At 32.9% G+C, this 18974-nt stretch carries 11 protein-coding genes; 1 reads left to right on the forward strand and 10 read right to left on the reverse strand.

The annotated features are described in order from the left end of the window. Positions 1 to 94: 94 nt before the first annotated feature. From secDF to AB3G33_RS16060, 7 genes are all read right to left on the reverse strand, one after another. Complete coding sequence (secDF, locus tag AB3G33_RS16030; RefSeq protein WP_367754647.1) at positions 95 to 3067, reverse strand: protein translocase subunit SecDF; 2973 nt, start codon at positions 3065 to 3067, stop codon at positions 95 to 97. A 225-nt stretch (positions 3068 to 3292) separates the two neighbouring features. Then, complete coding sequence (mdh, locus tag AB3G33_RS16035; protein WP_367771517.1) at positions 3293 to 4228, reverse strand: malate dehydrogenase; 936 nt, start codon at positions 4226 to 4228, stop codon at positions 3293 to 3295. Positions 4229 to 4295: 67 nt separating this feature from the next. Further along, positions 4296 to 6239 carry a DNA topoisomerase (ATP-hydrolyzing) subunit B gene (gyrB, locus tag AB3G33_RS16040; protein WP_367771520.1) on the reverse strand — a complete coding sequence of 648 codons (1944 nt, stop codon included), beginning with the start codon at positions 6237 to 6239 and terminating at the stop codon, positions 4296 to 4298. A 180-nt stretch (positions 6240 to 6419) separates the two neighbouring features. Continuing rightward, positions 6420 to 8036 carry an asparagine synthase B gene (gene asnB, locus AB3G33_RS16045; protein WP_367771523.1) on the reverse strand — a complete coding sequence of 539 codons (1617 nt, stop codon included), beginning with the start codon at positions 8034 to 8036 and terminating at the stop codon, positions 6420 to 6422. Between the two features lie 195 nt (positions 8037 to 8231). Beyond that, the gene (locus AB3G33_RS16050) at positions 8232 to 9857 is read right to left on the reverse strand and encodes an amidohydrolase (protein WP_367771526.1); all 1626 of its coding nucleotides are present in this window, start codon (positions 9855 to 9857) and stop codon (positions 8232 to 8234) included. A 137-nt stretch (positions 9858 to 9994) separates the two neighbouring features. Continuing rightward, positions 9995 to 11671 (reverse strand): asparagine synthase B, encoded by a 1677-nt coding sequence (gene asnB / locus AB3G33_RS16055; protein ID WP_367771529.1) that lies wholly within the window; start codon positions 11669 to 11671, stop codon positions 9995 to 9997. A gap of 188 nt (positions 11672 to 11859) precedes the next feature. Continuing rightward, positions 11860 to 12309: a hypothetical protein gene (locus tag AB3G33_RS16060; RefSeq protein WP_367754659.1), complete on the reverse strand. Its 450-nt coding sequence runs from the start codon at positions 12307 to 12309 to the stop codon at positions 11860 to 11862. 215 nt (positions 12310 to 12524) lie between these two features. On the opposite strand from AB3G33_RS16060, the gene AB3G33_RS16065 reads away from it, so the two are divergent. After that, positions 12525 to 13070 carry a DUF2911 domain-containing protein gene (locus AB3G33_RS16065; RefSeq protein ID WP_367771532.1) on the forward strand — a complete coding sequence of 182 codons (546 nt, stop codon included), beginning with the start codon at positions 12525 to 12527 and terminating at the stop codon, positions 13068 to 13070. A gap of 73 nt (positions 13071 to 13143) precedes the next feature. On the opposite strand, the gene AB3G33_RS16070 is transcribed toward AB3G33_RS16065, so the two are convergent. From AB3G33_RS16070 to AB3G33_RS16080, 3 genes are all read right to left on the reverse strand, one after another. Next, entirely contained in the window at positions 13144 to 14898 is a 1755-nt protein-coding gene (locus AB3G33_RS16070; RefSeq protein WP_367771535.1) for a TonB-dependent receptor, read from the reverse strand. 94 nt (positions 14899 to 14992) lie between these two features. Next, positions 14993 to 15859 (reverse strand): PhzF family phenazine biosynthesis protein, encoded by an 867-nt coding sequence (locus tag AB3G33_RS16075; RefSeq protein WP_367771537.1) that lies wholly within the window; start codon positions 15857 to 15859, stop codon positions 14993 to 14995. A gap of 56 nt (positions 15860 to 15915) precedes the next feature. Beyond that, entirely contained in the window at positions 15916 to 18930 is a 3015-nt protein-coding gene (locus AB3G33_RS16080; protein ID WP_367771540.1) for a tetratricopeptide repeat protein, read from the reverse strand. Positions 18931 to 18974 lie beyond the last annotated feature (44 nt).

Consider the following 18974-nt stretch of genomic DNA (forward strand, 5'->3'; position numbering starts at 1 on the left):
TAACCATTAAAATTGAATAAAATCCAATTTATTAAGACAAAAAAAAAGACCCAATTTTTCAATTGGGTCTTTAAAAATATTTAAAAAAGTTATACTAACTTTCTTGATGTTGTTTTTCAATTAATTTTTTATCTTCTCTAGATATGGTGTCAACCAATACTGGTGTTGCAATAAATAAAGACGAATAAGTACCTACAACGATACCAACTAACATAGCAAATATAAATCCTCTAATAGATTCACCTCCAAAGATGAACATGATTAATAATACACCAATCATAGTCAATGAAGTATTAATAGTTCTTGACATAGTAGAGTTAATCGATTTATTTACAATTTCACCAAAAGTTCCTTTTGTTTTACCATCCAAGAATTCACGAACTCTATCAAATACAATTACAGTATCATTCATAGAATATCCAATAACTGTTAATATTGCAGCTATAAAGTGTTGGTCAATTTCCATTCCAAAAGGCATGAACTTATAGCATAATGAATAAATTCCTAATACAAAAATAACATCATGCGCAACAGCAGCAATAGCACCTAAACCATATTGCCATTTTCTAAAGCTTATTAGTAAGTATAAAAATACAATTAACATAGCTCCAATAACAGCCCAATACGCATTCGTTTTAATATCTTCTGCAACTGTAGGTCCTACTTTAGAAGCTTGTACAATACCAAATTTCTTTCCATCATAAGCATTTACAAATTTCTCATAAGTCAATCCAGCAGCATAATATTCTTTTAAATTATCGAATAATAACTTATTAACTTCTTCATCCGCTTTTGTACCGTGCTCCTGTACTTTATATTTAGTTGTAATTTTTAACTGGTTGTCATTACCAAAAACTTTCACTTCGGCACTACCATCAAAAACTTTTGCCAATTGTGCTTTTACAACTTCCGTTTCAACTGGTTTTTCAAAACGCACTTGAAAAGTTCTTCCTCCAACAAAATCTACTCCTTGATCCAAACCATTTGTAAATAAAGAGACAAAACTCACTACTACAACAATTGCAGAGAACAAATACGTCCATTTTTTTATTTTTAAGAAATCAAAATGGAAATTAGTAAAGAAATTTTTAGAAAAATTTGTTACGAATGACAAATCATTTTTACCAAGAATATTTTTATCAATAAAAATCCTAGCTATAAAAATAGAGGTAAACAATGAAGTAATAATACCAATTAATAATGTAGTTGCGAAACCTTTAATTGGACCCGAACCAAATATAAAAAGAACTGTTCCAATCAAAATGTGAGTAACATTCGCATCAACAATAGAACGCATTGCTCCTGTCCAACTATAAGAAGCCACAACAGCTTCACTCAAAGATTTTCCTTCTCTTAATTCTTCTTTAGCTCGCTCGTATATGATAATATTCGCATCAACTGCCGTACCCATTGTCAATACAATACCAGCAATACCTGGCAAAGTCAATACAGCACCTAAACTTGCTAAAATTCCAAATAAGAATAGTAAGTTAACTGCCAAAGCAATATTTGCATACCAACCTGCTTTACCATAATAAACCAACATCCATAGAGAAACTAAAAGTAACCCTACAAGTGCTGAGTTAGTTCCGTTGTCAATAGCTTCTTGACCTAAAGAGGGTCCTACTACATCTGACTGAACAATATCAGCAGAAGCTGGAAGCTTACCAGCTCTCAAAACATTTGCTAAATCTTTAGTTTCTGTCACATCAAATGATCCTGAAATTTCAGATCTACCACCAGAAATTGGTCCGCTAGAAACACCTGGAGCAGAATATACAATATTATCAAGAACGATTGCTATATTACTTTTTTGAGTATAAGCTCTTCCTGTTAATTCTTCCCAAGCTTTAGCACCTTGTCCGTCCATTTGCATAGAAACCGAAGGCTTTCCTGATTGATCAAATGAATCTTTAGCATCAGTAACAACACCACCACTCATTGCAGGAATATTATCTCTATTTCCTTTTAAAGCATATAATTCAACAGCTTCAACATCTTTTGCTTTAGCATCTTTGATCGTTGTCAATTTACCCCAAACAAATTTAGCGTAACGTTGATCAGCAGCTAATAATACTCTTATATCAGCTCTTTTTAAATATCCATTTACTGTAGCTGTATCTTTTGGAGAGAAAAGACCTAAAACTGGACCTCCACCTTGACCAATTATTTTATCCAATAAAGGATTATTTCCTTTTTTAGTAGAAGCAGAATCTTTACCATCCGTTAATAAAGCACTCAAAGAATCTTTAACAACTGCTTTTGTCTCTACCTTTGAAACTTCAGTATTTTTTAATGACTCATTTGCAGCCATTAAAAAACTTCCCATTTCATCAATCTTATACGTTTCCCAAAACTCTAATTGAGCAGTACTTTGTAATAACTTTTTTATTCTATCTACATCTTTAGCTCCAGGAAGTTCAACAAGAATTCTTCCAGTCTCTCCTAATTTTTGAATATTAGGTTGAGTTACTCCAAATTTATCAATACGTTTTCTCAATACTCCAAAAGCACTTTCTACAGATTCATCAATTTTTCTTTTGATTACTTTTTGTACTTGTGCATCTGTCATTTGATAATCTACACCACCTTCACCTTGCAAACTTCTGTTAGCAAAAATATCCGGCGAAGCTAATTTTACAGTTCCTTTAGAATTTGCTTCAAAAGCATCAAAAAACTTATCTGTAAAAGATTTATTTCCTTCAACATCTGCAGTAGCGTCAGCTAATGACTTATTGAAAACTGGGTTTTTAGAATTATTAGATAATCCTTTCAATATATCTTTAACTGAAATTTGAAGAATCACGTTGATTCCTCCTTCTAAGTCAAGACCTTTATTGATTTGCTTGTCACTTACTTCATTAAAAGTAAAGTTGGTAAAACCTAAGTTAAATACACTTTCCTTACCAATAGAATCTAAATATTTTACTTCTTTTTCAGAGTTTCCATTTGCAAAAGATTTTGCATCACTTTTTACTTTGCTTGCAACAAAAGTGAAAGAAAGTTGGTAAATACTTACCAATGCAAATAGAATTGCGAAAAATTTAATAAGTCCTTTATTCTGCATTATTACTAAAAATTAATTATTTTATATTTATTTATTTTTGCTTTAACCCCTATAAGACAAGTCTTGAACATTTTTTTGATCTTAAAATAGAAACCCAATAATTATGATATTTATTTTAAACCGAGCAAATATATAATTAAGGTTAAGATTAACCAATTTATTTATTGATTAATCTCAAAAAAAAGACTGCATAAGTGCAGTCTTCTCTATTATATGACTAAAATATTAAGCTAAAATTGTTTTTAAGGCATCATTCATCTGTCTAACAGCATCTGCACTTTTTGCAAACAATGCTTTTTCGGCATCATTCAATTCAATTTCAAGAATTTCTTCTACTCCGTTTTTCCCAATAATACAAGGTACTCCGATGCAAATATCATTTTGACCGTACTCTCCTTCAACAAATACAGAGCAAGCAATCATTTTCTTTTGATCGTTTAATATACTATCTACTAAAAAAGCAACTGATGCTCCAGGAGCATACCACGCTGATGTACCCAAAAGACCTGTAAGTGTTGCTCCACCAACCATAGTACTTGCAGCTACTTTTTGCAAAGCCTCTTCTGAAAGAAATTGAGAAACAGGTATACCATTATAAGAAGCCAAACGAGTCAATGGAATCATCGTCGTATCTCCATGTCCTCCTATAACCATTGCTGAAATATCATTTGCTGGTTTACCTAAAGCCATAGACAAATAAGTTCTAAAACGAGAACTATCTAATGCTCCACCCATACCAATTATTCTATTTTTAGGCAATCCAGTTGATTTTAATGCTAAATATGTCATAGTATCCATTGGATTAGAAACAACTACAATAACTGCTTCTGGAGAAAATTCAAGTACATTTTCGGCAACTGTCTTAACAATTCCCGCATTAATTCCTATTAATTCTTCACGAGTCATTCCTGGTTTTCTAGGAATTCCAGAAGTAATAACTACTACATCACTATTAGCAGTTTTAGAGTAATCATTAGTAACACCAGATACCTTAGTATTAAAACCCGTATTGGTAGCACACTGCATAATATCCAACGCTTTTCCTTCAGCAAATCCTTCTTTAATATCTAATAACACTACTTCACTTACAATTCCTCTATAAGAAATCACATCCGCACAAGTAGCACCTACATTCCCTGCCCCTACAATAGTAACTTTCATATTTTATGGTTTATCGGTTGTTTGTTAATTTTATTTTAATCTAAAACAATACTAATTGTTTTTATGGTTATGCATCAATATTTGCATACACTGCATTTTTCTCTATAAACTCTCTTCTTGGTGGTACTTCATCACCCATCAACATAGAGAAAACTCTATCTGCCTCAGCTAAACTATCGATGTTCACTTGACGCAATGTTCTAAAACTTGGATCCATTGTCGTTTCCCACAATTGTTCCGCATTCATCTCTCCAAGACCTTTATAACGCTGAATTCCTGCGCTTCCACCCATTCTTTCATTGGCTTGATCACGTTGTAAGTCATTCCAAGCATATTCTTTCTTATTCCCTTTTTTAACTAAATACAAAGGTGGAGCAGCAATATAAACATGTCCTTCTTCAATTAGTTCTTTCATAAAACGGAAGAAAAATGTTAAGATTAAAGTAGAGATATGACTACCATCGACATCGGCATCACACATAATAATTACTTTATGGTAACGTAGTTTTGAAATATTCAAAGCTTTACTGTCTTCTTCTGTACCAATTGTGACTCCAAGAGCCGTAAAAATATTTCGAATCTCTTCGTTTTCAAATACTTTATGATGCATTGCTTTTTCTACGTTCAAAATCTTACCACGCAATGGCAAAATCGCTTGAAAAGCACGATCACGTCCTTGTTTAGCCGTTCCTCCTGCCGAATCTCCCTCGACAAGATATACTTCACATTTAGCTGGATCTTGTTCTGAACAATCAGACAATTTTCCTGGCAATCCACCACCACCCATTACGGTTTTGCGTTGTACCATTTCACGCGCTTTTTTAGCTGCATGACGCGCTTGTGCTGCAAGAATAACTTTTTGAACAATGATTCGAGCATCATTTGGATTTTCTTCCAAATAATTTTCAATCATTTCACTCACCGCTTGACTTACCGGCGAAACTACTTCCCTGTTTCCAAGCTTCGTTTTAGTTTGCCCTTCAAATTGTGGCTCTGCTACTTTTACTGATATAATTGCTGTTAATCCTTCACGGAAATCATCCCCTGAAATATCAAACTTCAATTTATCTAACATTCCAGAAGCATCTGCATATTTCTTTAATGATCTCGTAAGACCCGTTCTAAAACCTTGCAGGTGTGTTCCTCCTTCGTGTGTATTAATATTATTTACATATGAAAAAATATTCTCTGTATAACTGGTATTGTAAATTAACGCAACCTCAACAGGAATCTCTCCTTTTTCGTGATCCATAGAGATTACATGAGCAATAATTGGCTCACGATTCCCATCTAAATAACGAATGTATTCTTTTAGACCTTCATCGGAATGAAAAATTTCACAAACAAAATTTCCGTCTTTATCTTTTTCTCTCTTATCGGTAAATGTAATTGTAATTCCTTTATTCAAATACGACAATTCGCGCATACGTGCCGAAAGTGTATCATACGAATACTCAATTGTTTGAGTAAAAATACTTGGATCCGGATAAAAAGTTACAATAGTTCCTCTTTTTGTCGTTTCTCCAATTTGTTTCACTGGATAAAGCGCTTTTCCTTTTTCATATTCTTGCTCATAAACCTTTCCATCACTGCTATGAACCGTAGCTCTTAAGTGATTTGAAAGTGCATTTACAACAGAAACCCCAACACCGTGAAGTCCTCCAGAAACTTTATAAGAATCTTTATCAAATTTACCTCCGGCACCAATTTTAGTCATTACAACCTCCAATGCCGAAACCCCTTCTTTTTTATGAATTCCTACTGGAATACCACGTCCATTATCTTCAACAGAAATTGAACCATCTTCATTAATATCTACTCTTATGGTGTCGCAATGACCTCCCATAGCCTCATCGATAGAGTTATCGACTACTTCATAAACTAAATGATGTAATCCTCGAACACCTACATCCCCAATATACATTGATGGTCGCATTCTTACGTGCTCCATACCTTCTAACGCCTGAATACTATCTGCTGAATAATTGTCCTTCTTGATTTCTTCGCTCATATATTTTATTCTAAAAAAAATGTACTATTTGTCTAACACGCAAATATATAAAAACACAAACTATATAACCGTTAAAATCATGTTTTAAGCGGTTAAGTTATTAACATAATGTTGATTTTTTAACATAAAAAAACGCTCTCAAAACTGAGAACGTCTTTATTTTCATGAAAAGTTGTTTTATCAAACAATAATTCTTGTTTTTGCAATTTCTATATCTGCTTTTACGTGAGCCGCATTTGCTCTTCCGCTTGGATCTTCATTTTCCTGCCATTTTGGAATCCATTTTCTCACTGTTTGAGCAGCACTTTGTTGTGGGAAATATTTATGAAAAATAGACCTGTAAAAATACGCTTCTTTTGTTGTTGGAGCATTATATTGAAACTCTGTAGCAGCTCCAGCTAATTGCTCATCAGTCACTTGTAAAGAACAATAACTTATCAATTCATCAATCCAATTGTAACCCACCCCGTCTGAAAACTGTTCTTTTTGCCTCCATAAAACATCATCTGGAAGATAAGGATCATCTGGTGTATCAAATGCTTTTCTTAAAATATATTTTTCTTTACCATCATATGTTTTAGGCATTTTTTCTTCTGCTTTTACTCGAATAGCAACATCTAAAAATGCTTTATCCAGGTAAGGAACTCTAGTTTCTAATCCATGTGCCATTGTCGATTTATCCGCTCTTAATAAATCGGCAGTAAATAATTTCTGAACTCTTTCGATTGTTTCTTTTTGAAAATCTTCGGCTGACGGAGCATTTCTAAAATACAAATACCCTCCAAAAATCTCATCAGCACCTTCTCCTGAAAGTACCACTTTTACACCTAAATCCGTAATAGCCTTCGACAAGAAATACATTGGAGTACTCGCTCTGATCGAAGTTAGATCATAGGTTTCTAAATTCCATATTAATTTCTCTAACACTTCCAAACCTTCCTCTACAGTGAAGTAAATTTCATGATGTTCAGTCCCTAAAAAAGCAGCTACTTTTCTTGCAGCAACGGTATCTGGTGCATTAACATCTAAACCTATAGAAAACGAATGCAGTTTTTTTCCGCTTTCCGCCAATAATCTTGAAGCAATTGCTGAAGTTAATGAGGAATCTAAACCGCCTGACAGCAATACCCCAATAGGCACATCACTCATTAAACGCTTGCGGGTTGCTTCTGTCAAAGATTCTCTTATTGCAATCAAATCTAAATTTTGATCTGCATTTAAATAATCTTCATATTCTGGTTGATAGTACTTTACAAAACCTGTTTTTCCTGTATAATAATGTCCCGGAGGAAATGTTGCAAATGTTTTACATTGATCTGAGATAGATTTCATTTCAGATGAAAAATAAATTCTTCCCCTTTCATCTAATCCATAATATAACGGTTTTACACCCATAGGATCTCTACCAGCGATATAGTCATCTCCGTCAACAATTACAAATGCCCAGTCTCCATCAAGCATATTACAAAAGTCATAACCAAACTCTTCATACAAATGAACAATTACTTCCGAGTCGGATTTAGTTCTAAAAGTATGATTTTTCAAAATACCATCTCTCAATTCTTGATGATTGTATATCTCTCCGTTATGGATCATATACGCTGATTTAGTTCCTTGTATAGGCTGTTTCCCTGAATGTAGGTCAATTATAGACAAACGTTCATGACTTAAAATATGTCCTTTTTCAGTAACATGCAAATCGCTTTCGTCAGGGCCACGATGTGACATTCTTTTAGAAAGTTCCATAACAAGTTTCTCCTCTTTACCTTTCCCTATAATGGCTAATATTCCGCACATAAATCTATTTATTAATATTTTAATTCACCTTAATAAAACAAAGATGTACCATCAGTTACAAATACAAAAGACAATACTAGTATTTAATTATAAAAAATTACAAAAAAAGTAGATTTACATCAAATATGTAATACAAAAGCATGTAAAATCGATCATTATGTTATCTACTCTCAACCTCTTTTTACAAACTGCATTTTATTTTACTTTAACCCCTTTTATATACGTCCTAGATGCTTTCATCTCCAGAATTTCGCTATCAATAATCTTCATAATATCTCTATCAAAAATAACAAAATCTGCCCATTTCCCAACTTCTAGACTTCCTTTTTCTTTTTCTTCAAAATTAGAGTAAGCAGCCCAAATCGTCATTCCTTTCAAAGTCTCTTCTCTAGTCAATGCATTTTCCATTTGAAAACCTCCTTTTGGATATCCCTTACTGTCTTTTCTTGCTACCGCTGCATGAAAAGTCAACATGGGGTTTACCTCTTCAACCGGAAAATCAGTACCTAATGCAATAACTCCCGCTTTGTCCAATAATTTTTTATAAGCATATGCATTCTTTAATCGGTCTTTTCCTAAACGATCTCCTGCCCAATACATATCTGAAGTTGCATGTGTGGGTTGTACCGAAGGAATAATTCCCGTCTTGAAATAATCAAAATCTTGTTCTCTCAAAACTTGAGCATGTTCAATTTTCCATCTTCGATCTTTCTTACCTGTTAATGCTTCTTTATATATCTTCAGCAAAACTGTATTTGCCGAATCACCTATAGCATGCGAATTCAATTGAAAGTCTGAATTAGCTATTTGTTGCGCAACTGATTTCAACTGAGTTATCGACGAAAGCAATGCTCCAAACTGCTTCGGCATATCCGAATATGCTTTGTGTAAACAAGCACCACGAGATCCCAAAGCACCATCACCGTACATTTTAAAAGAACGAACATCTAAATTATCTGTTTTGTATATTCCTTTTTTCAAATACAAATCAATGTTTTTTTGATTAGCGGTAACCATAGCATAAACATTTAATTTCATCGCTTTTGCCTTTTGCAAGCTATCCATTAAATTGATAATATCTGGATCTAAACCCGCATCATTTACTGTAGTTAATCCATAATCAAACATTACCTTTTCAGCATCTAGTAAAGCAGCAATTTGAGTTTTACGACTTGGTTTTGGAATTATATTAAAAACCAACTCCATCGGATTATCAATTAAAATCCCTGTAGGCTCACCGTCTTTAATTTCAATTTGACCACCCACCGCTTTTGTATGTTTTGTAATTCCAGCCAATGCCAAAACTTTACTATTTACAATTATTGCATGACCATCTACTCTATTCAGTACCACAGGCGTATCAGGGAAATATTTATCTAAAATAGCTTTAGAAGGAAATTCTTTTACACTCCAATCGTTTTGGTCCCATCCATTTCCAACAATGAAATTTGATTTTTTTTCTTTTTGAAAAGCTTGAATGCGCTGTATCACCTCTATCATACTTTTTGTCCCACGTAAATCAACTTCTTGCAGACTTAGTCCAAAACCATAAAAATGACAATGCGCATCGATTAAACCTGGATAAATAAATTTACCTTTTGCATCTACATTTTTATCTGATTGAAAATTATTTTGTATTTGAGCATTCGAACCTATTCCAACAATTTTACCATTCTTTATTGCCATAGCTTGAGCAGTGTCAAAAGCTTTGTCAACTTTATAAATAGTTGCGTCTGTAACAATCAAATCAACCGAAGTCTTCATGTTTTTTAAACAAGAACTAAGGGAAAACAATATAAGGATGACAACAAAACGTCTCATGGTGTGTATTTTAGATTGGCTAATATAAAAAAGAAGACTTATATAAAAAAATGCTCTTAAATTATTTTCTAAAATGGCTAAATAAAAAATGCTCCCAAAATTTGGGAGCATTTTTTAATCAATAAATAATTTTAAAATTATGCTTTTACATAAGAATCAGTATGAACATTAGCCACTGCTCTTCCAGAAGGATCGTTCATGTTTTTGAATGCTTCATCCCACTCTAATGCAATTTTTGTACTACAAGCTACGCTTGCTTCTTGTGGTACACATAAAGCGGCTGCATCACTTGGAAAATGTTCTGTAAAAATAGAACGGTAGTAATATTCCTCTTTTGATGTTGGAGTTTGTAATGGAAACTTATATTTAGCATTTGCTAATTGTTCATCAGAAACTTCAACAGCTACTACTTCTTTTAACTTATCAATCCAACCGTATCCAACACCATCACTAAACTGTTCTTTTTGTCTCCAAGCTACACTTGGTGGCAACATCTCTTCAAATGCTTTACGTACTACCCATTTCTCCATTGGGTGTTCTTTGTTAATCATTTTATCTTGTGGGTTGATTCGCATTGCCACATCCATAAACTCTTTGTCTAAGAATGGCACACGCCCTTCAATTCCCCAAGCTGCTAAACTTTTGTTTGCTCTTAAACAATCGTACATGTGTAGTTTTCCTAATTTACGTACGTTTTCTTCATGAAATTCCTGTGCGTTTGGTGCTTTATGGAAGTATAAATACCCTCCAAACAACTCATCAGCACCTTCACCTGACAATACCATTTTGATCCCCATTGATTTAATCACTCTTGCCATTAACCACATTGGTGTCGATGCTCTAATCGTAGTTACATCATACGTTTCTAAGTTGTAAATTACATCTTTAACAGCATCTAAACCTTCTTGAATAGTAAACTTAATTTCATGATGAATGGTTCCAATATGATCTGCCACTATTTGAGCAGCTGCTAAATCTGGAGAACCCTCTAGTCCTACAGAGAAAGAATGCAATTGTGGGTACCAAGCATCAGCAGTATCTCCTGATTCTATACGTTTTTGAGCATATTTTTTAGCTACAGCCGAAGTAATCGATGAATCTAATCCTCCAGAAAGTAACACTCCGTAAGGAACATCACTCATTAATTGTCTGTGAACCGCAGCTTCAAGCGCTACTTTGATATCTTGAATGTTTGTTTCATTGTCTTTTACAGCATCATATTCTGTCCAGTCTCTTTTATACCATTGTACAAATTCACCATCTTTACTTGTCATATAATGTCCTGGAGGAAACAATTGTATTTTTGTGCAATATCCTTCTAAAGCTTTCAATTCAGAAGCCACATAAAAAGTACCGTGTTGGTCCCAACCAATATATAATGGAATAATCCCCATATGGTCACGAGCTACAAAATACTCATCTTTATCTACATCATAAATTGCAAATCCAAAAATCCCGTTCATTTCATCTATAAAATGAGGCCCTTTTTCTTTGTAAAGTGCTAGAATAACTTCACAGTCACTTTCTGTTTGAAAGTTATATTTCCCTTCAAATTGTTTGCGTAATGCTCTATGGTTATAGATTTCTCCATTGGCAGCCAAAACTAATTTACCATCTTCACTAAACAATGGTTGTTTTCCTGAAGCTGGATCCACAATCGCCAAACGCTCATGAGACATAATCGCTTTTTCATTGCTATAAATTCCACTCCAGTCTGGTCCACGGTGACGAATAATTTTAGACATTTCTAATACTTGCGGTCTTAAAACTTCTGCTTTTTGTTTTAGATCAAAGGCACATACGATTCCACACATAACACTATATTTTTATATTTTTTTTGATTTTATTTTTTTTGATGAAGCAAAGATGCAATAACAGTTACATTTGAAAAACACTAACAGCAATTATAGTTATAAATTAAAACTTAAATCGATGTTTTAAATTAAATTAGTAATCAAAAGCTATTGAAAATCGTTAGCAAGTTAAAAATCATAATTTATCATTATAAAATAGCTTCTATCAAATACTTTGTAGTGTTAATCTCAAACCCAAACCCTACTTTATTCCCCATTAGTTTACTTCCCAATGGTGATTGAGGTGACAAAGCAATTACATTAACTCCTTCAATAGTAATTTTTGGCAGTGCTAAACTGAGATACAAATAAATCCCATTGGCTTTAACTAAGCTACCCACAATAATAGTTTCAGCGGTTTTAGTCGAATCAATTTTATCCAGTACTGCTTTTTGAGTAAGCACTTCCTTCAATTTAGTATTGAGTTTTTCTTGTTCGATGTGCATCATGGACAGCGCTGTTTCATGTTTATCCCCAGCAGATCCTTTGGCATCATTCTTAGAATCTTCAGTAAGTGCCGTTATCATATCTCTAAAAACATCCATTCTATCTTGAACCAATTGTAAGTAGTACTGATGTATTTTTTGTTTAAATGTCATGTTTCTTTTTAAATTTATAATAGATAGAGCACTAATTGAAATATCACTGAGTTCGCTACTTCATGCGACCAAAGTTAACGTATTATTCCAAAATTGCGCCATATTTTCCAAACTCCAACTCATTTATTTACTAAATTTTAACATGAATTTTTAACTTTATAAAAAGACAATTGATAATTTTAACATTCTAATCATATAACTTTATAATACATACTATGAAAAAATCGACACTTGTAGCTACAGTAGCCTTTGCTTTTACATTGCTTTTATCTTCGAATGCAAATGCTCAAAAATTTCCCGACCTAGATAAAAGTCCAATGGACGTCGCCTCATTCCCTACTGATTATAAAAATCCTGCCAAAATTGCTAAAGTAACCTACAGCAGACCTCAACTAAAAGGACGTAGTTTAGACGAACTAGCTCCAAACGGAAAAGTATGGAGAACTGGTGCTAATGAAGCTACCGAAATTACTTTTTTTAAGGATGTAACTCTAGGAAGCACTAAAATTAAAGCGGGTACTTATACATTATATACCATTCCTGAAAAAGACAAGTACACTGTTATTATCAACAAAGACTTAAATGTTTGGGGAGCTTATTTTTATAAAGAAGAAAATGATGTAGCGAGACTAACCATTCCTGTAACCGAAGGAAAAGAATCACTTGAATCACTTTCTATGGTTTTTACCAAAACGGATAAGGGAATTGAATTGAATATGGGTTGGGACAAAGTGAGAATTGCTATTCCTTTCTCAGAATAATAATTTATTAAACCTAAAAAAATAGGCTTCCTTATCAGGAAGCCTATTTTTTTTGTCTTAGAAATTAAATCGATTAAAAATCAAATTTATAATTAGCTCCAACTACGATTTGAAAACCTTGAACAGGGTAATTCAACCATTTTTGATACGACTGATTCGTAATATTATTAGCTCTTATAAACCCAGTTAATTGCTCATTGTATTTATAACCTACATGTGCATTAACATCAAAATAACTATCTAAAGTTATTGGAGTAGAATCCACCGTGAAATTAGTATTGAATTTCATGTCCTTACGTTCCCCAACATAGAAAACAGTAGCACCTGCAAACCATTGTGGTGTAATATTAAAATCAATATTTGAATTTAATTTCAGTTCTGGCAAATTCCATGCTTCTTGCTGAAAATCATTCGTATAACTATTATACGTTCCGCTGATACCAAAAGTAACATTTTCTGAAAAATTAGCTTTTAAATCACCCGTAAAACTCAATGTTCTCATGTCATCATAAACCACCTGCATTGAATTCCCAAAAGCATAATTTTCATTGGAAGCATTTTCATTGTAATCATTGCTTCTAAACAACGCTTTATTTCTTTCGTTCACATATGACCCTTTAATGTTATAACTCACATTATTTGTAATTTTCCCTTTTAAACCAGCAAAAATATCATATTGTTTGTCTGTAGGCGCAATATTTAAAGTAGGAGATAAAAATGAGTTTTGATTCACAAAATCCATATAAGAATTTTGCTCCAAATTCCCTTCGGCTCCTGCATAAAAAATCATTAAGTCTCCAACCACTTTATAAGAAGCGTTGATTTGAGGATAGACAAAAAACTTATTATTACTATGCTCATTATCTAAACTATAAAATAAAGAAGCACCCAGATTCAAAGTCCAATCGTTATCTTGCATTACAAAAGTAGGTGAAATACCAAAGTTAGTGAAACCGTATTTTATAACTTGGGTATTGGTGTTTTGGTAATTTTTATCAAAACTTCCACCCACGTAATCCACAATTATATTTGTTTTTATCGCTTCGTCCATTATATTGAACTTCAACGAAGGTTTAACATAAAAACGATTTTCAGTAGAACCAAAAGTATCTGTAAAATGATTGAATTTCAAACTTGCATTGTCTAGAATTCCCTCATTAAAATCAATTTTTGAACCTAACGAAAAAGTATTGTAAACATGTTGTGGATTTATACCATTAATTAACATTGCTCTATCTGAAGAAGAAAGTGTACTACCAAACTCTGTTGGCAATCCATACCAATTATAAATTTGGTTTTGGTATCCTAAATCAACATTCCATGACATATCACTATAATTAGCACCATAAGTCAAATCAATTGCAGAATCATAATAACGGTCATCTAATTCCACTCCACTAATTCCACCTTGTGATGAAAGATGACGAAACATTCCCCCTACATAATCATTGCTCCCTAATTCTTGATTAACAAACAACTCGGCATTGAGCGTTCTATAACTCCCAAATCCTAATGTCGCATAATTATTATACAAATGGGCTTGCTTTGTTTTGTCAACGCCTTCTGCTTTTCCTTTTGAAGGAGTAAATGTAGAAGCTACAGGGAAAGAAAAAATAGAGTACTTAATTGTTTCTTTTTTAGCATTACCTTCATCATCCAGCACTGGAGTTTCTTGTACTTTGAAAGCATCCGAAATAGTTGGGGTATATGGCTTCACTACATTTACTACTTCAGATCCTATGTTGTCCTCTTTTTTTTGAGCAAACGAAAACTGAAAAACTACTAAAAGTAGTACAATTGTAATTTTATTTTGGAAATTCAATTTCATATTTTTTTGTTTTATTATAAAAAAGGCGATTAAAAGTTATTTACCCTCTCCTGCATTTTATACATTATCTTTTTTTACTACTATTTTTATTTTTTTAATCTACTTCCCATTCACCTTGTGCTACAAACTGAGTTTCTCCACCGATATTAATGTCAAAAAGAGGCTCTTCTCGTTTTCCTTCAAAATATATTTGAGAACTTCTATTGATATATTCTCCCTGGTTATTCACCATATTTATTTCATCTGCATGGTATTTCAATAAAAAAGCTTGCAAACAAGTACTAGCACTTCCTGTCGCTGCATCTTCTATAAGCTGGTTATTTTCAATACACAACATTCTACTGGTTAGCACTTCATTTTCTAAACTAAAAAAATACAAAGCCCTATGTTCCGTTTTACATTTTGCTTTAAGCCACTCGGCTGTTTTATCTTTATCCAATTCAACTGCTTTTAATGTCTCTCTATTTTTTAGAGGCACCATGACAAAAGCACTTCCAGTAGTTACTTCTTGAATTTCAAAACGAGTATCAAAATCAGTTACACTTAAATTACTAAATGAAGCAAAATCTTCCTTCATTAAAACATCTAGAAAATCAGGCTGTGCGGCTTTCAACCAAACTAAATCCGGAGTTTGCCTAACCGGAATTTCTCCTATTGGAACATTTAATTTAATCCCCTTAGGATGGTGTTTGAATACTTTATTCATCAAAACCCATGAAGTTCCTATTATTGGATGCCCAGCAAATTGCATTTCATGCGCTGGAGTAAAAATTCTAATTGTTGCTTTATTATTCTCAGGTGCTATAGCAGTTACAAATGTACTTTCGGCAAAATTAATTTCGCGTGCCACTTGCTGCATTTGATCAGTCGTTAAATCAGTCGCATTTAAAAAAACTGCCAGTTGATTTCCCGCATATTTTTTTTTGGTAAATACATCTACAATATAAAAAGGAATCGTCATTTTTTAATAATTTTAAATTCACAACAACGGCATCATCACAGTTGTTTTAAATATTCCTAATTGGTTATTGATGAATTTGTTTTAGACTCTTCGGCTTTAATTCTATCTAATTCATTTTGCGCCTCAGCAACTACATCTGAAAAATCAGTGAAATTTTTAATCACATTTTCTAAAATATAAGTCGCTTGAAAACTATCTTTTAGTCCATAAAAGTTTTTCGCCATTAGAATCAATCCTTTCGATCCATAAAATCTATAACTAGAATAGTTTTTTGCTAATTTTTGAATCGTCACATTTGAAGCTTCATATTTTGAATCTTTATTTTTAAAATAGGCATCATAATATAATGCTTCAGCGGCTAGTTCTCCTTTAGCAATGGTCAGCACTTTTGCATATCCCGCTCTCGCTTTAGCTTCATCACCTGTTTGCATTGCTGAACGAGCAATAATAATTTGCGCATCCGAACGAACATTATCATCTGTTTTAGGATTATTTAATACTTTATCCGCATAAATAACAGAATTTCCATAGTCCTTTTTATCGTAATAACACTTCATCAAATTTGATTGAGCAAATACTTTGTTTTGAGGAAAATCCGATTCGTTTTCTAAACGAACTAAAACTGGAATTGCTTTATCTTTTTGATTGTTATCCAATAACACTTGGGATAATCTTGCCAAAGACTGTTCCGTAAATTCACTTCTAGGTTCACTAATTACATATTGATAATTAGCCACTGACTTGTCTTTTTGTCCTTCAGAGAAATAGGCTTGCGCCAAATAAAAATTAGCTTGAAGTGAATGAATTCCTCTTGGAAAACTAGAAATATAAGCACTAAATCCAGAAATGGCCTGCTTATTATTATTTTGCTCAAATTGTTTCAAAGCTGACTCATACGAGTCATTATCCAAATCCGCATCAGTAACCGCCACAAAGTCTAAGGTTCTCACCCAAGTAGCATACTCATTAACTCTTCCACCATCAACATATATCAATCTAGCAGTAGAAACGGCTTCAAGAGCTTCGGGAGTTTTAGGAAAATCAGCCGTTACTTTTTTAAATTTTGTTAAAGCTAGTTCACTTTTATCCGAATTATAGTAAATCAGTCCTTGACGCAATATTGATTTGGCAGTATAGCTTCCGTTTTTGTACTCCCCAATTAATCGATCAAATGTTTTTAAAGCCAAATCTTGTTTGTTTGCCGCTACATAAGTATTAGCCAATTCATACATGGCATCATCACGGTAACTTGATTTTGGATACATTTGTAAGAACGAATTTAATTCTTCAATTTTCGTGTCATTTTTGGATACAAAACCATAACAAATTGCTTTTTGATAATAAGCATAATCTGCATCAACACCTTTTAATTCAATTACTTTATTGTACGCTTCCATTGCTGGCCAATATTTAGAACTAACAAATCGGCAATCACCTAAACGCAAATAAGAATCATTCAATCTCACTTTATCGTCTTTTACTTTATCAATTTGATTTTGAAAATAGGTAGCCGCTTGATCGTACTCTTTCAATTTAAAATAAGTATAAGCAATATTATAATTGCTGTTTTTATATTCTGATGCCGAAGACGCACGAGGCCCATTTACAAACTGCTTATAACTCAACAAAGCATTATTGTAATCATCTTGAATGTACTCCGTTTCCGCTTTCCAAAAAGTAGCTCTGGCCGTAAAATCTGCATCAATTTGACCGTCTATTGATTTCTTAAACATCTTGGCCGCTTCTTGATAATTTCTGTCTGCATAAAGCTCTAAACCTCTATAGAAAGTCACTTTTTGATACGCCAATTTATTTTCTGGCCCTCTATTTTTTTCTAATAAAACCAAGGCTTCTTTGTAGTTTTTAGAAGAAATATAAGAATCGATTAACAGTTTTTCGACTACTGGACGACTTGCATTGTTTGGGTATTTTTTTATAAAATCCAGTAAAACCTGAGGAACAGTTTGATATGAATTCCCTATTTCATAACTCAATTTCGCATAATTCAAACTAGCGTCTTCTTGGATAGAAGCATCAAATGTCATTTCGGAAGCATTTTTAAACGCATTCAACGCTTGTTGTTTTTGATCTAAATTTAAATAGCTTTGCCCTAAATGGTAGTAGGCATTTTGCGCTACAAAATCTTTACCATTTATGATTTTATTGAATTGAGAAATCGCATTTTCAAAATCATTTTGCTTGTAATACGCGTATCCCAATTGGTAAAAATCAGTATTGTTCCATCTTCCTTTTTTACCTTTATAATCCGCTAAATAAGGGATTGCTTTATCATATTGTTTTAAATTAAAATAACTTTCTCCAATGATTTTATTTAATTCAGACTTTTCCAATGCGTTCGACTTTGACATTGCCTTTTGTCCTAAATCAATTGCTTTTTGAAAATTTCCTAATTTAAAATTCATATCGGCCTGATAGTACGACAGTTTTTCTTTGTACTTTTCTTCGCCTGAAACCGCATCAAAATATTTGGTCGCCTCTTTATAATCATCTCCTTCATAGGCTATAAAACCCAAGTAGTATTTAGCTTGAGAACCATATTCAGCTGAATTTACCACTTTATTAAAATAAGTGGTAGCCTCTTTTTTATTTTTAGAATTAAAAAAAGCATACCCTTTTTGGAAATTAAATTTATCGCGCTCTTTATATGTTAATTGGCTCTCATCTACTTTTTCAAACCATTTTAGGGCTTGAGGATAATTTCCTTGTTCAAAATAATAATGCGCTACTTCTATAAAAGCTTGATTGCTCTTAGCACTTGTTGGATAGTCTTCAACAAATTTCTCCATCAAAACATCCGCATTCGCTTGATTCAAACGAATAGCACAAGATGCATCATAATAAGAACAATCTGATTTGATTTCTTCATTTGTAGTTTCCAAGTTTACTTTTTCAAAAATAATTTGGGCTGAAGCAAATTGATTGTCATTAAATAAGGAAATTGCCTTATTAAAATCTTTTAATTCATGGGTATATATTATTGATTTTTGAGCAGAAACAGTAAAAGTGCCAACAAAAATCATTAAAAGAAAAAGCCAAGAGAGTTTACGCATTTTGTTTGTTTTTTTTGATATTCAAAAGTATTATAACTAACGGG

This window comes from Flavobacterium sp. WC2421 (assembly GCF_040822115.1).
Lineage (GTDB): Bacteria > Bacteroidota > Bacteroidia > Flavobacteriales > Flavobacteriaceae > Flavobacterium.